The organism is Ketobacter sp. (genome assembly GCF_003671495.1).
Taxonomy (GTDB): Bacteria; Pseudomonadota; Gammaproteobacteria; order Pseudomonadales; family Ketobacteraceae; genus Ketobacter.
Genome location: NZ_RCHN01000001.1, coordinates 12,372 through 29,431, shown reverse-complemented (window position 1 = coordinate 29,431; position 17,060 = coordinate 12,372). Strand labels below are relative to the sequence as shown.

The window sequence follows — 17,060 nt, the reverse complement described above, 5'->3', positions numbered from 1 at the left end:
AAGAATGCGGAAATGGAATGTATTGCTGGTGGCCAGTCTGGGATTGTGCGCCTGCGGGGGCGGAAGCTCCGGTTCCGATGACCCTGGTGGGACCTACAGCTCGGGCCCGGATCTGGAAGGCACCTGGATGCGAACCCAAAGGGATTACTACACCGCAACCGGGGAAACCTACTCCATTCATCGGCAGACGGTGATCGTAACCGACGAAGGCAAGTATCTGGATTTCACAGATTGCCTGTCCGGTGATACGCTCATGGCCAATATCGATCACGATGTGGTTGAGTTCTATGCTGCCGGAGTATCCAGTTTACACATCATTGACGACACTACGCTGACGGTGAACCTCAGTCACGGCTCTACGCAAACCGAGTTGCTTTTCAACAAGGTCAGTGATGATGTGTCTGCCGTGTTGGCGGATGTGTCCGTTACCCTGCCGGTGGCGAACGCCGCTTGGGAACAGGTCTGTGTAGAGACCAACCTGAGCCAAACCGCGGATGACCAATTCCAGCTGCAAGCGATCAACACCCGCAACGACATTCGCCTGACCCTGAATGTTGTGTTCGATGGTGGTATCCGGGCCGCGGTGTACGATTTTCCGGTTGGAACCAATGATGCGGATGGGGTTGTGGACGCGCCGTCCCTGGAATCTGTCCTGATCAATCCTGCCGGCACCATTGAGGTATCCCAAGGCACTACCACCACCATGGCAGTGGATCTCGAATTTGAAGACAGTGTCACCCGTGCGCTGCAAATCCTGCGCGGAACCATCGCGCTCGACACCGACTGGCTTTCTTTTGATTAACCCAACGGAGAATACCGATGCCCGTAATTAAGATGACCGATCTGGACCTGGCAGGCAAACGCGTACTGATTCGCGCAGATTTGAACGTGCCCGTTAAGAATGGCGAAGTGACCAGCGACGTGCGCATCCGCGCCTCTCTGCCCTCCGTGGAGCTGGCATTGCAACAGGGGGCATCCGTCATTCTCATGTCGCACTTGGGGCGACCGGTGGAAGGTGGTTCTGCCGAGGAGAACGCTCCCTACACCATGGCACCGGTGGCCAAACGCTTATCCGAGCTGCTGGGTTTCGACGTGCCCGTGGCGGTGGACTGGCAGAAGGGCTTGAACGTGGCACCTGGCAAGCTGGTGTTGCTGGAAAACGTGCGCTTCAATCCGGGTGAAAAGAAAGATGGCGAAGACCTGGCCAAGGCCTATGCCGCCCTGTGTGACGTATTTGTGATGGACGCCTTTGGCACCGCGCATCGGGCACAGGCCTCCACCCACGGTGTGGGCAAGTTTGCGCCGGTGGCCTGCGCCGGCATCCTGCTGGCGGACGAACTGGATGCCCTGGAAAAGGCCCTGGCGGCACCCGCGCGCCCCATGCTGGCGATCGTGGCCGGCTCCAAGGTGTCCACCAAGCTGGATGTATTGAATGCCCTGTCGGAAAAGTGCGATCAGCTGATCGTGGGGGGCGGTATCGCCAACACCTTCCTGGCGGCAGCGGGTTACAACGTCGGTAAATCCCTCTGTGAACACGACCTGATTGACACCGCCAAGGCCATTGCCGCCAAGGTGGAAGTGCCCCTGCCCACTGATGTGGTGGTGGCGGAAGTCACTGGCCCCATTGAGGATTTCATGGATTTCGTGAGCAACGCCAAGGCGGTGGTGAAAGCGGTGGCGGAAGTGGGCGACAACGATATGATTCTGGATGTTGGCCCGGACACTGCAAAGCAATTTGCAGACATCATCCTGGCGGCCAAAACCGTTTTGTGGAACGGCCCGGTGGGCGTATTCGAGGTGGATCAGTTCGGCGCCGGCACCCAGGTTCTGGCCCAGGCCGTTGCCGACAGTGCCGCCTTCTCCATCGCCGGTGGGGGTGATACCCTGGCGGCAGTGGACAAATACGGTGTAGCCGATAAAGTATCCTATATCTCTACCGGTGGCGGCGCCTTCCTGGAATATGTGGAAGGAAAGGTCTTGCCGGCGGTGGCCATGCTGCATGAGCGTGGCCAGTAACGGAATTGGCACGACATTCATAGAGCGGAGCAGTGTCGGGTTGCAGGGCGTCAGCGGCCATGGACGGCCGCTGTCGAGCGCACAGGGATGTGCTGGCAGCGACCCTGCAACCCGGCACTGCTCCGCGACACACTGACAACGAAGATGCTTAACAGCACGTAAAAGCACAACACGACAAGTTTCCCGACATTCACGAACTAAAACGAGGCACTGGAACATGGCTCTCATCAGTATGCGACAACTGCTGGATCACGCCGCCGAATACGGTTACGGCGTGCCCGCATTCAACGTAAACAACCTGGAACAAATGCGCGCCATCATGGAAGCGGCGGATAAGACCGACAGCCCGGTGATCGTGCAGGCCTCGGCCGGCGCCCGCAAATACGCCGGTGCTCCTTTCCTGCGTCACCTGATTCTGGCGGCGGTGGAGGAGTTCCCCCATATCCCCGTGGTGATGCATCAGGATCACGGCACCAGCCCAGCCATCTGCCAGCGCTCCATCCAGCTGGGCTTCAGCTCGGTGATGATGGACGGCTCCCTGGGTGTGGATGGCAAAACCCCCACAGATTACGACTACAATGTCCACGTCACCAAAACCGTGGTGGACATGGCCCATGCCTGCGGTGTGTCCGTGGAAGGCGAGATCGGTTGCCTGGGCTCCCTGGAAACCGGCATGGCCGGTGAAGAAGACGGCGTGGGTGCCGAAGGCGTACTGGATCATTCCCAGTTGCTGACCGATCCGGAAGAAGCCGCCCAGTTTGTGAAGGATACCGGCGTGGACGCCCTGGCCATTGCCATTGGCACCTCCCATGGCGCCTACAAGTTCACCCGTCCGCCCACGGGCGACATCCTGGCCATCGGCCGCATCAAAGAGATTCACCAGCGCATTCCCAACACCCATCTGGTCATGCACGGATCGTCTTCCGTGCCCCAGGATTGGTTGGCGGTGATCAACGAATACGGTGGCGACATCGGTGAAACCTACGGTGTGCCAGTGGAAGAAATCGTCGAGGCCATCAAGTACGGCGTGCGCAAAGTGAACATCGACACGGATCTGCGGCTGGCGTCCACCGGTGCCATCCGTCGCTTTATGGCCAATAACCGGGCTGAGTTCGATCCCCGCAAATACCTGAAAGAAACCGTAACCGCCATGCGGGATATCTGCATTGACCGTTACGAAGCCTTTGGAACCGCCGGCAATGCCAGCAAAATCAACCCGGTTTCCCTGGAAGCCATGTTCCAGCGCTACGAAAAAGGCGAGTTGAACCAGGAAGTTAAATAAGTGCGGCAACCCCGGCAGCGCACCTGAGCGAAGCTGGCACGCAAAAACAGAGCACGTAAAAAAGGGAGCAGCACTGGCTCCCTTTTTTATTAAATTCTATAATGCCCAGAACCCACCACAGTCGCGCATGGAGTGCAGGTTGAAGTTCATCCCGGTCGAATTACGCCAGAAATTGCCGCCGTTTTCCCTGGAAAACCGACGCAGCCTTCCTGAGCCGATCCAGGCTTACCGGCGCTTCTATGGACTGGATTTCGAAAAACGCTTCAACGATCTCAAAGTCTATATGGGCAAAACCCGGGCCTCGGGTTTTGACATCGTGGTGCAGGCCTACGTGCCCCTTTCCCCCAAGGGCACCGTGTTTGTGGTGCACGGTTATTACGATCATGTGGGCATTTATAACCACCTGATCAAAGCGCTGATCCGCAATCGCTATGCGGTGATTGCCTTCGATTTGCCGGGCCATGGCCTGTCCTCCGGTTCCCGTGCGGCCATATCCTCGTTTCGCCAATATGGGCCGGTGTTAAAACAGGTGCTGAGCCTGGCAAAGGATTATGCGCCGCACCCCTGGCATGCGGTGGCGCAAAGTACCGGTGGTGCCGTGCTGTCTGAGTATCTGTTGCAGTTCGGTGGCCTGGAAGAACGTATCCCGTTCTCCGGTGTGGTGTTGTATGCGCCCCTGATACGCCCGGTGCACTGGTTCCTCAACAAGCGACTGCACTCTGTGGTGAGTCCGTTCCGGGACTTTGTGGCCCGCAAATTTTCCGACAACAGTAATGACCCGGAATTCGCTCGCTTCATCCGTGAGAAAGATCCACTGCAGCCGCGCTATTTGTCGGCCAAATGGGTGGGTGCACTCAAGCAGTGGATTCCCTACATCGAGCGTCATCCACCGGTGGAGTTTCCGCTGTTGATCATCCAGGGGAAAAGTGACCAGACCGTGGATTGGCAAGCCAACATCCCCCAGTTTCAGCGTGTATTCAATGGCACCGATGTGATCTATATGCCCAATGTGCGTCATCATGTGGTGAACGAGCTGGAGCTGTACCGCCGGGATGTCTTCGCCCGTACCCTCAAATACCTGGATACCTTTGCCGCCCAGGCTCAGCTGGCGATTAAATAAAGCCCTCTGGGTTCTTCCACTTTGTCGTTGTTGTCTTCCACCCGATAGGCCATGGCTCGGGGCTGCACCACGCTGCTGAAGGGGCTTTTCACCGCGTTTGCGCCCCGCTCCAGAATATGGGTGTAAATCTGTGTGGTCTTCAGATCCTTGTGCCCCAGTTGCTCTTGTACCGTGCGAATGTCGTAACCCCGTTCCAGCAGGTGTGTGGCAAAGGAATGACGCAGGGTGTGGCAGGTGGCGGGTTTGGCAATGTCGGCAGCCTGCACAGCCAGCTTGACCGCCCGCTGCAATAACTGTTCGCTGATGTGATGTCGGCGCCGAACCCCGGAGCGTGGGTCAATGGATTCCGCTGCCGCCGGGAACACGTATTGCCACATCCACTCCCGACAGGCGTTGGGGTATTTGCGTTCCAGGGCATAGGGCAGGTACACCTGGCCGCCACCGCGGTTCAGATCCTGCAGATGCTGGTTGCGCACATGGGCCAGGTGAATGCGCAGGTGGGGACGCAGTTGCTCATCCAGGGTGACCACCCGATCCTTGGCGCCTTTTCCGTCCCGGACCACGATGGCACAGCGGTTCAGATCGATGTCTTTCACCCGCAACCTGACGCATTCCATCAGGCGCAAGCCGGAGCCATACAGCAGTGCAGCCATGAGCCAGTCACGGCCCTGCAATTGGCAGAACAGGCGCTGTACTTCTTCCTGGGTGAGCACCACTGGCAGGCGTCGGTTTTGCTTGGCCCGGGTGAAATCAATGTCCTCCGGAAAAGGTTTGTGCAGGACGTGCTTGAACAGGAACAGAACCGCATTCAACGCCTGGTTCTGGGTGGAGGGGCTGACTTTTTCATTCACCGCCAAGTGGGACAGGAAGGCGTTCACGTGGCTGTCATTGAACTGCTCGGGATTGCGGGCGCCGTGAAAGAAGATAAAGCGGCGCACCCAATAGCAGTAGGCATCTTCGGTGCGAATACTGTAATGCCGCACGCGCACGGCGTCCCTGACCTGATCCAGAATCTTCATGGGGTTGCTTCCTGCAAACTGACCAAATATCTGTATATATTTACAGTGTTGCTGCGGCGAGTCAAGCGTTGGTCGCGGGGATTACATCACCTTCTGCTGCTTCGACAGATAATGTTTGAGCGAAGACGGCAGCATGGACATCACCTGGGTCAGGCCCTGGTTGACCCGGCCGGGCACGTGCACCGGCTTGCCCTCCATTACGGCATCAAACCCTTCCTGGGCCACTTCTTCCGCGGTCATCCACAGGAAGCGGGGCAGTTTGCTGACCTGGCCCCGGGTGCCCATGACGTCGTGAAATTCGCTGAAGGTGAAGCCGGGGCAGAGCGCGGTGCAATGTACGCCGTGGGGGTGCAGCTCCAGATCGATTGCCTGGCTGAAATCCACCACAAACGCCTTGGCCGCGCCGTACAGGTTGCCTTTCAATTGCGGCGACCAGGCCGCCACCGACGCCAGGTTGATGATGCGGCCGTAGCCCCGATCCTTCATGGCGGGGGCGAACAGGTGACAGAGCTGTACCACGCTCACGTTCAGTACCTGCAGAAAGTCCAGGTGGGCCTGCCAGGGGGCCTCCAGGAACTCGTTGTGCAGGGCGTAGCCGGCGTTGTTGACCAGAGCATCGACGCTGATCTGCTGCGCCTGGCACCAGTCAAAAATGCGTTGCGGTGCGGCGGGGTCTGCCAGGTTTTCAATCAGCACATACGCCATCTGGCCGTATTGCTTTTTGATGGCTGCCGCCACTTCGTTCAGCTTTGACTCCCGTCGGGCCACCAACACCACATCAAAGCCGTTGGCGGCGAACACATGGGCCAGGGCCTTGCCGATGCCGGCGGAGGCTCCGGTGATCAAAACGGTTTTGGGCAGTTCAGCTTCAGTGCTCATGGGGGCTCCTTGCGGGTCAACAGCGAAACGCCGACCACTATGCCATGAACTCATTGCACTTTAAACTCACGGCGCGCTTTGCAACCGATGAAATAGCCGATGCGGACACTAGGATCTTGCACTTAATCGCGTTAGCCTTAGTGCCCATCAGAGTGATTTTCAAACACTAACCAGAGGCTGCACTATGGCGTATGACAACCAGAACATTTTTGCCAAAATTCTGCGTGGGGAGCTGCCCTGCATCAAGGTCTATGAAGACGAACTGACCCTGGCGTTCATGGACATCATGCCCCAGGCGGATGGTCACACCCTGGTGATTCCCAAGGTGGCGGCGGAAACCCTGTTCGAATTACCGGCTACCCACTATGAAGCCTGCTTTGCTACCCTGCAGAAAGTGGGGAATGCCCTGAAAAAGGCGTTTTCCACGGAAGGCATCATGATGTTCCAGCTCAGCGGTGCCGATGCTGGCCAGACCGTTCCCCACCTGCATTTCCATTTGGTGCCCACGTCTATTCATACCCTGCGTACCCGCAAGCACGCGGCGGAAATGGCCGATCAGGCGGTGTTGCAAGGCTTTGCCGAGCGCATCATTGCGGCCCTGGACTAACCGGCCAGCAATTCCTGTTGCCGGAACTGGGTGGGGGAGCACCCGGTCCAGCGCTTGAAGGCGCGGGTGAAATTGGCCTGCTCCGAAAAGCCCAGCAGGTAGGCTATCTCGCTGATGGACAGATTCTCGTCGCGGATGTACTGGTCGGCGAGTTTCTGGCGGGCGGTTTGTAACAAACCCTGAAAATTAATCCCTTCCTCCAGCAGGCGCCGTTGCAGAGTGCGGGAGCTGAGCCCCAACTGCGATGCAATGTCCGCCTCTTTCACGTTGCCAGAGGGTAGTTGGTCCAGAATCGCCAGCTGCACTTTGGTGGACAGATTGTCCGGTTGCAGATCCGCCATGTGCTTGAGAATAATCTGTTCATGGGCCTGGGTCAGCTCGTCGTTGCCGCTGGGCAAGGTGCGCTCGATGTCCTGACGATCAAACACCATCTCCAGATAATCCTGATCATAGCGTATGGGGCAGCGGGCAAACTGCTCCAACAGAATCGCTCCCCCGTTGGGGGGATGGCCGCAGGTGATTTCGACGGGGCTGAAATCCTCCCCCAGCAACTGGCGACACATTTTCAGCAGTGCGACCACCCCGGCATCGGCAGAGGGGTCAGAGCGTGGGAACTGCTGCTCCGGCAGCTGCGCCGGGTCACGACGGATGCGGAACCGGTAACGGATCTGCTCGGACGTCAGGCTGTAGAGCAAACCGTCATTCAGAAAGGCCCCATAGCGGGACATGCGATGCAGGGCTTCGCCCAGGGAGTTGCTGGCCAGCCAGGCAAAGCCCAGGGCGTGGAACGTCGTGGCGTTCCAGCGCTGCCCGGTGGCAACACCAAACCCGTCGTCACCACTGGCTTCCTGCGCCAGTCGCCACAGCTCAATCATGTTCGCCACGGGAAAACGGGCAACAGCGTTGCCCAGCTTGGCGGGATTCAAACCAGCCTGGCGAAAGATGGCATTGGCATCCAGTTGGCGGGCGTTCAATTCTTCCCATACCAGACGGGCCCAGGAACTGAGAGTTGAGGCTGGCACCGTGCGTAACTCCTTGAGTTTTCTGCCTGTGGCGTGTGAACAGGCCTTAGGATAAACGGTTGGCGGCAAATGACAAATGGTTTACCTGAGGTTGGCGGGGAGGGACCAGTGGCCGGGGGCATGTTTTCGTAATCTGAACTCAGTGAAACACAACGAGGAACTGGTTATGAAAACTTCAACGCGAACCCCCTTTTATCAGCATACCCTGTCCGGTCCTGTGCATTTTGTGGGACGCGGTCTGCATAACGGCAAGCCTGTGAGCATGACGCTGCTGCCGGCAGAGACCGACACCGGTTATGTGTTTGAACGCCTGGATGCCGACCCCGGACAGCAGGTAATCGCGGCCCGCTGGCACGCGGTGACCGATACCCGGCTCAGCACCACCGTGACCAACGGTTTTGGCGTGTCGGTGAGCACCATTGAGCACCTGATGGCCGCCTTGAGCGCCTGTGGGGTGGATAACTGCCGGATACTGTTGGACGGCCCTGAAGTGCCCATCATGGATGGCAGTGCCCAGGGATTCATGACGCGCATCCAGGCTGAGGGCCTGTTGGTGCAGAAACGGGAGCGTCGGGCGCTGGTGGTCACCAACCCGGTTTGGGTGCAGGAACGTAATCGCTACGCCGGTTTCCTGCCCTGCCCACGCCCCTGGTTCGATGTGACCATTGAGTTTGAATCCAAGGCCATCGGCAAACAGAACTACTCCATGCCCCTCACGGAGGAAATGTTTGACACCAACATCGCAGCCGCCCGCACCTTCGGCTTCGAAGACCAGTTGGCCACCTTGCAGGTGTTGGGTCTGGCGCAGGGTGGATCGTTGCGCAATGCCATCCTGGTGGACGGCGATCGGGTGGTGAACGAAGAAGGTCTGCGCTTTGAGGATGAGTTTGTGCGCCACAAGCTGCTGGATGCTGTGGGCGATTTGTCCCTGGCGGGCGTGCCCATCTACGGACGCTTTGTCGGGCACTGCAGCGGTCACCATTTGAATAATCGACTGCTGCGCAGCCTGATGCATAACGCCGGTTACTGGAGATTGACCACCGTACGGGAAGCCACCGAACAGTGGGGCTGCATGATTGACGACACCACCTACGAGGAGATGTTGGAATCGCTTTAGAATCCTTGTGATTCGGCCGGGCGCTTTGCGCCCGGTTTTTTATTTTGGATGGTCCTGCCCAGGCTAGTGTCAGCCGATCCCGGTAATCTCATAATGGGCTGCTTTGCCGCCGATATTCACGGTCACCTCATCCCCGATGTGGGATTTCAGCAGCGCTTTTCCCAACGGCGCAGAGGGGGTAATCACCACCACTTCGTGGCCAAGTAATCGAACTTTCACGCCCCCGGCAGCGGGCCCCAGAAAAAAAATCTGCTGCCGCCGCTGGTCATCCATCACTTGCACCCATGCCCCGATGCTGATCGCATCCTGCTCACCAAAATCTTTCGGCGTCAGCGCCCTGAACTCGGTCAGGTCGGCATTGCATTGCGCCAGACGACGGGCTTGCCCCTGGGTTAAGTAAGAGGCCTCCAGACCCAGGGTATCGTATTTGTTTTCGGCAATGTTTTCTTCGTGGGTGGCGGTTTCATAGGCGCGATCCACGGCGGCCTGGGCGTTGTCCACCAGCCCTTGCAGGGCGCTCAGAATCACCCCGTGGAGTGCGCGTTTATCAAAGATATTTGGCATAGATTGGCGACTGAAGTGGTGTTATCGAACGTAGCCGATGATAGCAATAAAATGAGCACTGGAACCCACCAACACAAAAAAATGCCAGATGCCGTGAGCGTGGGTGAGCCGGTTCATTTTGTCGAGCACATAAAACACAATGCCGGCGGTGTAGGCGATGCCACCACTCAATAGCCAGAAGAATCCGTCCTTTGGGAGCGCTGCCTTCAGGTTAGCCATGTCCAGGGAGCAGGCCCAGCCCATGGCCAGGTAAATCACCATCTGCCCCACTTTGACCGCTTTGCCTTTCAGCAGCACTTCGGTGAGGATGCCCACCACCGCCAGCGCCCATACCAGCGCCAGAATCCACAGGCCATTACCGGCCCGCGTACTGACCAGCATAAACGGCGTGTAGGAACCGGCAATCAACAGATAGATGGACACGTGATCCAGCACTTTGAAAATGCGCTTCAGGTGCGGCGGGTGAAAACTGTGATAGAGGGTGGACATGGTGTAGAGCAACACCATGCTGACGCCGAACACCGTAAAGCCGGTGATCAGCCAGGGGTCACCGCTCTGGATGCTGACGGTGAGCAGGGCGCCCAGGGCCACCAGGGCCAGACTTGCCCCCACCAGATGACTGATGCTGTTGAGTCGTTCACCGTAGTACATGTGAGTATCCTGAATAAAAACGCCATCTTACGCGGATACACCCATACAACCAAGCGCAGGGGACTGTGCCTGGTTGTATCAAGGAGGAAGTAAAAGGGGTTGAGGCAGAGGTTGAGGAGGGGTAACCGATCAAGCGGATCAGGCGTGAATCACCTGATCCGGGGCCGGGGTCGCGGCGCGGTGTTGGATCCGGTTCCACACTTTTTCGTGGAAGTAGTACGCAACCGTGTTGCACATGGGTTCAACCAATGCCAGGGCGCCGCCCACGACGATGTCTCCGGTCATAACGTAGCCCACGGTGAAGGCCACACCCATGTGAATCACTGCGAAACTGATAGTCTTGGTCATGGTGCACCTCCTGAGGTGATAGTGAGTGAGTATCAAGTTCGTGGAGGTAATAATTGCAAATGATTCTCATTAAGTGAAATGAATCATTTTAACGATTTTGATAGATTAAGGCTATCGCCCGTTGGTAGGTCAGGGCAGCGGATCCTGGTCGCCTTCCCCGCTGCGGCCAGGTGCCATCTCCAGGGGGCATACCGGGGTGATGTCGTCAAAGGTCTTCAGGTAATGCTTCTGTACCCGCTTCATGTCCACCATGGAGAGGCCGTTGGAAAAGCCGAACCACACGTAAAGCCCGTTTAAGTCCCGGAACATCTCCGGCATATAACGGGGCGGTTCCACGATGCCCTCCAGATAGGCCTCATACAGCACCGGTATGTCTTCCAGGGTGATTTTACCCACGAACAGCATGGGAATCAGTTCCGGCAGGCCGGCGCCAATGGCGCTGCGGATGAAATTCACGTTCTCCACAAAGCCTTTCACATAAGATAAATCCTTGGTGAACACCGAGCGGCCTTTTACCATGCCACCGCGGAACACCCGTTGGGTGGTGGTGTAGGCGTCGGCGTCCGGCAGGCCGCGATCCCGCAGGTGATGGAAGGTTTCCACAAAATCCGCCCCCTGTTCCGCCACGTGAATGGCGCTGACCCGGTCGCTGACCCGGCGGGCGCGAAACGGAAAGCTGCTGAAGGTGAGGGTTTCCATGAGCAGGGCCAACCCTTCCTGAATGGCGGCGATGCGGGGGGAGCCCACGCTCAGCCAACTGGCGTAGGGCTGGCGACGTCCGTTGAGGGTGGTGCCCACATGCACCCAGCCTTCGTGTACCTCCAGCACCCGCAGATCCCGCTCGGAAAAGTGGGAACGGGAATTCATCTTGATGCTGTCACCGCCGGCGGCGGCGTCGGAAACGATACCGTCGGACAGGATCACCTTCAGCTCGCCCTGGGTGAAGTAGCGGTTAAGGCGCTTTTGCAGAATCTCCACTGCCGCCGTGGCGTCGTATTGCTTGGGTTGGGCAAAGGCGATGTGCTGGGCCGCCGGTTGTGAAAAGATGGCGCAGAGCTGTTCCCCCACTTCCAGCAGGGAGCGCTTGTCGCCGAACAGGTGATCCTGGGCGGAACCGTACAGCTCGGTGCTGAAGCGGCCAAAGTCTTTTTTGCCCCGGGCCTTCAACAGCTCAATCACTTTGATGTACTGTTCAGTGGTGGTGGTGAGCAGCTTGCCCAACGGGTCCTGCTTGCCCAGCTTGCGTTTGATCTGCTTTTTCAGGGCGCGGAATTCTTCCTGCTTGTCATCGGGATTGAAATTCAACGCCAGGGTCTGGTAATAGGCCGCGTCGGCATTCGGTAACCAACGCATGCCAGAATCAAAGAATTGCTGTCGCCACTGGTTGGGCCACTTGATGCTGTCCAGGATGCGAATGGGCGCCTGCACGGCAATCAATTGATCGGACAGGGTCTTCAGGTTGTCGAGGTAAATCTGGCGCTGGCTCATGATATCCACATTGGGTACTGATAGGCCTGAATGTAGGACCACGGCCAGCGTCTGGCAATGATTATTTACGTAACGAATTGTTGGAGTGGTTGTTTGGGAGTCGTTGTGCAGCACGAGCGTGAAGGGGTGAGCCTGAAACAGGCATTCGGCTATTGGTTGAAGCTGGGATTCATCAGTTTTGGTGGGCCCGCCGGACAGATCAGCATGATGCATCAGGAGCTGGTGGACAAGCGGCGCTGGATTTCGGAACAGCGTTTTCTGCATGCCCTGAACTATTGCATGGTGCTGCCCGGGCCGGAAGCCCAGCAGCTGGCCACCTACATCGGCTGGCTGCTGCACGGCGTTAAAGGCGGCATCATGGCCGGTGCGCTGTTTGTGCTGCCGTCGTTGTTGTTGCTGATGTTGCTGAGTTGGATCTATCTGGCGTTCGGCGATCTGCCCCTGGTGGCGGGGATTCTCTATGGCATCAAACCGGCGGTGACCGCCATCGTCCTGCTGGCGGCCTGGCGCATTGGTTCGCGGGCGCTGAAACATTGGTATTTGTGGGGTATTGCCGGGCTCTCGTTTCTCGCCATGGCGGTGTTTCAGGTCCCGTTCCCGGCCATTTTGCTGGGGGCGGCTCTGCTGGGGTGGATGGGTATGCGCTGGCTGCCCCATATTTTTCAGGCAGCTGTGGCCCATGGCCCCCGGAAAAGCAACGGCGTGGTGGATGCCCTCATTGGTGACCACTCCCCCGTGCCCGAGCATGCCCGCTTCTCTCGCCAGCGCCTGGTGATGACGGTACTGGTTGGATTGGGGTTGTGGTGGCTGGTGATGGGGCTGTTGTGGGCCACCGTTGGCCCCGCCCACGATCTCAGCCTGATGGGCTGGTTCTTTACCAAGGCGGCCCTGCTCACCTTTGGTGGCGCCTATGCAGTGCTGCCCTATGTGGTGCAGGGTGGGGTGGAGCATTACGGTTGGCTGTCGGCCACCCAGATGATGGACGGGCTGGCCCTGGGGGAAACCACACCGGGGCCGTTGATCATGGTGGTGGCCTTCGTCGGGTTTGTGGGGGGCTGGACCAAAGCCGTGCTGGGGCCGGACGCCCTGGTGCTGGGTGGCGCGCTGGCCGCCTGTGTGGTGACCTTCTTTACCTTCCTGCCCTCGTTCCTGTTCATCCTGCTGGGCGGTCCGCTGGTGGAAGCCAGTCGTAACCAGTTGAAGCTGACGGCCCCCCTGACCGGGATCACCGCAGCCGTGGTGGGGGTGATCCTCAACCTGGCCCTGTTCTTTGGCGAGCATGTGCTGTTCCCGGATGGGTGGGGTAATGGGGCCTTATATGGTCTGGATGTGCCGTCCCTGGGCTGGGGAATCGTGTGTGTGGCCCTGCTGTATTCGTTGCAGTGGAGCATCCTGCGGGTCATTGGCCTGAGCGCCGCCGCGGGTTTTGTGTATACCTTTCTGTGGGGGTTATAGCTGGCATTTGCTGACAACGGTCAACGGATTTGAGCAACTTGGTCATGGCGGGGTGACTGTTTGGTCACGTATCATCGGACGGTTTGGGATACGTGCTAACGCGAGGGAGGGGCTGACATGACCACCGCGAATTCCGTGGCTCTGCAGAAGCCATTAGAAGAACAAGAATCAGAACAAGTGCTTAGGGAAAAAGCCGCGCTGGCGGAATTGCGTCGCAAACCGCTCCTGGCCTGGCCCACCTTCGGTCTGCTGATCATCACCCAGATCATGATCGTGGCGGTGTGGATGGCCTGCCTGAATGGGCACTTATCCCTGTGGGCCGGTTGCCTCATCAACATCATCGCCTATTACGTGCAGTTCACCCCCGCCCACGATGCGTCTCACAATGCGGTGTCGCGTATTCCCTGGGTGAATAAATGGGTGTTCTTCCAGATGATGCAGACCTACCTGCCCGGCAACAGCGGCAAGATGTTGATGGTCATGCACATGCAGCATCACCGCTTTGCCAACGAAGAGCTGGACCCGGATCACGGCGTGGCCTGCTCCTTCAAAAACGCCGCGTTCCTGTGGTTCTTCTGGGATTTCCGCTATCTGTTTTTCTATTTCAAACACAAAGAATATTATCCGGACCTCAACATCAACCGGATCTTTTTCGAGATGGCCATGGGCTATGCCATCATCGGCACCGTCGCCTGGTTCTTTCCCCTGGAAACCCTGATCCTCTGGTTTATTCCGTCCCGGGGTATGGTGTGGCTGGTGTGCTTTGTGTTCATGTACCTGCCCCATGTGCCCCACGTCTATACCCATCGCGAAAACCCCTATCAGGCCACACTGATGCGGGAAGGATGGGACCGGGTGATGAGTGTATTAATGATGTATCAGAACTATCATCTGGCCCATCATCTGTATCCCACCATTCCATTCTATCGCTACAAAAAAGCCTGGGATGCCCGCAAGGATTTTCATGAGGCGCACAATCCCGCCAAGGTGAAACCGTTGGCGTTGTATCCGTATAATCTGGACCTGCCGAAAGGGTAGGGGGGGACTCACTCCACCAACCGCTCCATATTCTTCTCAATCAATACCCAGTCGCCCGGGGTGCACGTTGCGCACACGGTCTCCGAAGTTAATTCCAGATAGGATGCTTCATCACCATCAAGGGCCAGGTTCATCCAGTTGAGGGCGATATCGGCCACTTCTTCCAGAATGGCAACGGTGGTGGACACGGTAACATGGCCGCCGCTGACGCGCTGTACCAGCATGGCCGAAGCGTCGGCCGGCAGGGCATCAAAATCCGAGCGGGCCGGTCCGCCGGCGATGTCGGTGGGGCCGCCGGTGACGTAACCGACGGGCACGTCAATGGCCTGCATGATGGATTCACTGGTGGAGCCGATGGCACTGGAGCCGGACAGCACGAACACGGCCGCCACCCGTGCGTCCACCGCCGCCAGGCCCAGCGCGGTGACGCCGCCGCAGGAGTTGCCGGCGGCCACGACTCGGTGGGCGTCTATCATGTCTGCGTATGGGGACTGGGTCAGCGCCCAGTCAATGAGTGCGCCGTGGTCCTGTACGTTGCTGGTGCCCAGCGCGCCGCGGCCGGGTTCTTCTGCCATGGCCAGCACCACATAGCCTTGCGCGGCCCAGCGTTTGAACAGGGGTTGCCAGGTGAAGTTGCTGCGCAGGCAGCCCCCGTTGGCCCAGACAATCACCGGCAGCAGCTGGCCGGATTCGTTCACTACCGCCGTCAGGTCCAGAGGGCGAAAAACATCAAACCAGGGTTCAGCGTTGGGGTTTTCCTCAACGATGGCATAGCCGTCGCCGCTGTATGGGTATTCGCAACCGTTGAGCCACAGTACCGCCAACAAAGTCGCGGCCAGACGTAAACAACGCATGTTCTTCTCCTTGTGCTCAGCCGAACTGAGCGCGGTGTTTATTCGGGAATGGTCTTTGACATCGTGCGCGATGCCTGGCGAATTTTCTCGGCGTCGGCCGGTCGCAGAAAACCCTGTTCCAGTGAGCGCACAATGGATTGTTCCACCTGTTGCAGGTAGTCGTCCCGGGATGCATACATCTCGGCCAGACGTTCCGGGCTGAATTTTTCCATGGAGCCGAAGATCATGCACATGGTGGAGCCGCTGCCGATGCCACCGAACCGGGCCAGGGGAGCATCCACGTACGGTGAGCGAATGCCCCCCAGGGTGTTGCCAAATTCGTCGGTCACGTATTGCGGTGGGCTGCCTGCGACGGCCAGACGATCCGCGATGGTGGGCGCAATGCCGCTGCGCAGCCAGGTGTCCAGGGCATGGAATGCGGCGTTAACGGTAAAGTGATGAATCGGATTGCCGTTGACCGGGGCATCGCAGGGTGCAATCAGGGGGATGGCGTAGGAAACCGACACCAGTTGCGCGTAGTAGGAGGAGACGCCTCGATCGAACAAGCCAAGGGTGTTATAGGTGTCCGCGTGGGCGGTGCCCGCCACTTCCCACAGGCGGAAGAATTCGGTGTCGTCCTGACGGTTTTCATAGGCATTGCCGGGCAGGAAAGTCTCCACAAATTGATCGGTCTCGGTCTGCAGTAGCATGACCGGTTTGTACAGGTCTTCGCGAATCTTCACGATGGCTGGGGGTTGGGCTTCCGGCAGGGGGCTTTCGGAAATCGGTGCACTGGAACCGAAGCGGCTGTGCACGAAGAAGCCGTCGAACACGCCCTCTGCTTTACCGAATAGATTGATGTAGGTAATCATCCGCGCGGCGGACTGGGATTCACCGGCGCCAATCATGCGTTGCACCTGCAGGCCCTGCAGGTAATCCACGGCTCCAGATGCGCGAATTTTTTCGGCGATCTGGTGAAACATGCTGTAGGAGAAGCTGTCCCCCGGGTGCACCAGTTTGTCGTAGCGAGCCGGGTTCAAGGCCTTCAGGGAGGCGTTGAAGTTCACCAGGCTGATGTCGCCCACATTGTCGATGCCCTTGCGCTGGGCGCTGACCCCCACCCAGGCGTACCCCTCCCGGATAAACTCCGTGTGGGCGGCGCTCCATTCGGCCGGTGCGTCGGTATTGCCGGACACGTTGTTCCACTCCACCACCACGGTACCATTGAAATCCTCGGCCTTGATGGGGCGTTTCACCACGATGCGGGTAAGATAGTCGGCCTGTTCATGCTGCACCGCTTGCCATTGGCCGTCGCTGCTGATTTCCCCCACCGGCAGGTAACTGTGGGCGGTCCCTTCAATGAAGAATTCCTTGCTCTGATAACCCAGCGGGCGCAGGTCGAACAGGGTGCCGAACAGTACGGTGGTGTGCTCCGCCACTTTGCCGCAGCCGGCAATGGATAGCATCAGGGTGAATAGTATCAGGGTTTTTTGCAGGGTCCGGTTGGGGGTGGCGTCAGTGGCGTGCGCCTTGATGGAATTCTTCACAGAACGTCTCTCTTGTTGAATTGTTTTTTCTTTTTAGAGTACACAGGGGAAGGCAGAGCGCCAACGGCGAAGGC

At 58.3% G+C, this 17,060-nt stretch carries 16 protein-coding genes and 1 pseudogene; 8 read left to right on the top strand and 9 right to left on the bottom strand.

The annotated features are described in order from the left end of the window. The first annotated feature begins 4 nt into the window (after nucleotides 1-4). The 4 genes from D9N14_RS00135 (at nucleotide 5) to D9N14_RS00120 (ending at nucleotide 4,418) form a co-directional block, all read left to right on the top strand. On the top strand, nucleotides 5-802 hold the full coding sequence (locus D9N14_RS00135) for a hypothetical protein (RefSeq protein ID WP_290575530.1): 798 nt from the start codon (nucleotides 5-7) through the stop codon (nucleotides 800-802). A 17-nt stretch (nucleotides 803-819) separates the two neighbouring features. Then, nucleotides 820-2,016, top strand: coding sequence for a phosphoglycerate kinase (locus D9N14_RS00130; protein ID WP_290575528.1), 1,197 nt, complete (start codon nucleotides 820-822; stop codon nucleotides 2,014-2,016). Between the two features lie 217 nt (nucleotides 2,017-2,233). After that, the gene (gene fba, locus D9N14_RS00125) at nucleotides 2,234-3,298 is read left to right on the top strand and encodes a class II fructose-bisphosphate aldolase (protein ID WP_290575526.1); all 1,065 of its coding nucleotides are present in this window, start codon (nucleotides 2,234-2,236) and stop codon (nucleotides 3,296-3,298) included. 139 nt (nucleotides 3,299-3,437) lie between these two features. After that, complete coding sequence (locus tag D9N14_RS00120) at nucleotides 3,438-4,418, top strand: alpha/beta hydrolase (protein WP_290575524.1); 981 nt, start codon at nucleotides 3,438-3,440, stop codon at nucleotides 4,416-4,418. Nucleotides 4,419-4,486: 68 nt separating this feature from the next. Here the strand turns inward: D9N14_RS00120 and D9N14_RS00115 are convergent. Both D9N14_RS00115 and D9N14_RS00110 read right to left on the bottom strand, forming a co-directional pair. Beyond that, nucleotides 4,487-5,437 (bottom strand): annotated as a pseudogene (locus tag D9N14_RS00115) (integron integrase); the annotation flags it as partial. Nucleotides 5,438-5,518: 81 nt separating this feature from the next. After that, a complete protein-coding gene (locus D9N14_RS00110; protein ID WP_290575522.1) occupies nucleotides 5,519-6,316 on the bottom strand; it encodes an SDR family NAD(P)-dependent oxidoreductase in 798 nt (265 codons plus the stop codon). A 184-nt stretch (nucleotides 6,317-6,500) separates the two neighbouring features. Between D9N14_RS00110 and D9N14_RS00105 the strand changes: the two genes are divergently transcribed. Next, nucleotides 6,501-6,923 (top strand): HIT family protein, encoded by a 423-nt coding sequence (locus D9N14_RS00105; protein ID WP_290575520.1) that lies wholly within the window; start codon nucleotides 6,501-6,503, stop codon nucleotides 6,921-6,923. On the opposite strand, the gene D9N14_RS00100 is transcribed toward D9N14_RS00105, so the two are convergent. Continuing rightward, nucleotides 6,920-7,945, bottom strand: coding sequence for an AraC family transcriptional regulator (locus D9N14_RS00100; RefSeq protein ID WP_290575518.1), 1,026 nt, complete (start codon nucleotides 7,943-7,945; stop codon nucleotides 6,920-6,922). The genes D9N14_RS00105 and D9N14_RS00100 overlap by 4 nt on opposite strands. Before the next feature lie 166 nt (nucleotides 7,946-8,111). Here D9N14_RS00100 and lpxC point away from each other — a divergent pair, with 166 nt between their 5' ends. Next, the gene (gene lpxC / locus D9N14_RS00095) at nucleotides 8,112-9,062 is read left to right on the top strand and encodes a UDP-3-O-acyl-N-acetylglucosamine deacetylase (RefSeq protein ID WP_290575517.1); all 951 of its coding nucleotides are present in this window, start codon (nucleotides 8,112-8,114) and stop codon (nucleotides 9,060-9,062) included. Nucleotides 9,063-9,131: 69 nt separating this feature from the next. On the opposite strand, the gene D9N14_RS00090 is transcribed toward lpxC, so the two are convergent. From D9N14_RS00090 to D9N14_RS00075, 4 genes are all read right to left on the bottom strand, one after another. Beyond that, nucleotides 9,132-9,626: a GreA/GreB family elongation factor gene (locus D9N14_RS00090; protein WP_290575516.1), complete on the bottom strand. Its 495-nt coding sequence runs from the start codon at nucleotides 9,624-9,626 to the stop codon at nucleotides 9,132-9,134. Between the two features lie 21 nt (nucleotides 9,627-9,647). Beyond that, a complete protein-coding gene (trhA, locus tag D9N14_RS00085) occupies nucleotides 9,648-10,277 on the bottom strand; it encodes a PAQR family membrane homeostasis protein TrhA (protein ID WP_290575514.1) in 630 nt (209 codons plus the stop codon). Between the two features lie 138 nt (nucleotides 10,278-10,415). After that, nucleotides 10,416-10,625, bottom strand: a complete 210-nt coding sequence (locus D9N14_RS00080) for a DUF2061 domain-containing protein (RefSeq protein ID WP_290575512.1) — start codon at nucleotides 10,623-10,625, stop codon at nucleotides 10,416-10,418. 129 nt (nucleotides 10,626-10,754) lie between these two features. Then, a complete protein-coding gene (locus tag D9N14_RS00075; protein ID WP_290575510.1) occupies nucleotides 10,755-12,113 on the bottom strand; it encodes a flavohemoglobin expression-modulating QEGLA motif protein in 1,359 nt (452 codons plus the stop codon). Between the two features lie 105 nt (nucleotides 12,114-12,218). On the opposite strand from D9N14_RS00075, the gene chrA reads away from it, so the two are divergent. Together chrA and D9N14_RS00065 are read left to right on the top strand one after the other, a co-directional pair. After that, entirely contained in the window at nucleotides 12,219-13,568 is a 1,350-nt protein-coding gene (gene chrA / locus D9N14_RS00070; protein ID WP_290575508.1) for a chromate efflux transporter, read from the top strand. Between the two features lie 117 nt (nucleotides 13,569-13,685). Next, on the top strand, nucleotides 13,686-14,606 hold the full coding sequence (locus tag D9N14_RS00065; protein WP_290575506.1) for a fatty acid desaturase: 921 nt from the start codon (nucleotides 13,686-13,688) through the stop codon (nucleotides 14,604-14,606). Nucleotides 14,607-14,614: 8 nt separating this feature from the next. Here the strand turns inward: D9N14_RS00065 and D9N14_RS00060 are convergent, their stop codons facing one another. Further along, entirely contained in the window at nucleotides 14,615-15,460 is an 846-nt protein-coding gene (locus D9N14_RS00060; protein WP_290575504.1) for a hypothetical protein, read from the bottom strand. A gap of 38 nt (nucleotides 15,461-15,498) precedes the next feature. Next, the gene (locus tag D9N14_RS00055) at nucleotides 15,499-16,986 is read right to left on the bottom strand and encodes an alpha/beta hydrolase domain-containing protein (protein ID WP_290575502.1); all 1,488 of its coding nucleotides are present in this window, start codon (nucleotides 16,984-16,986) and stop codon (nucleotides 15,499-15,501) included. Nucleotides 16,987-17,060 lie beyond the last annotated feature (74 nt).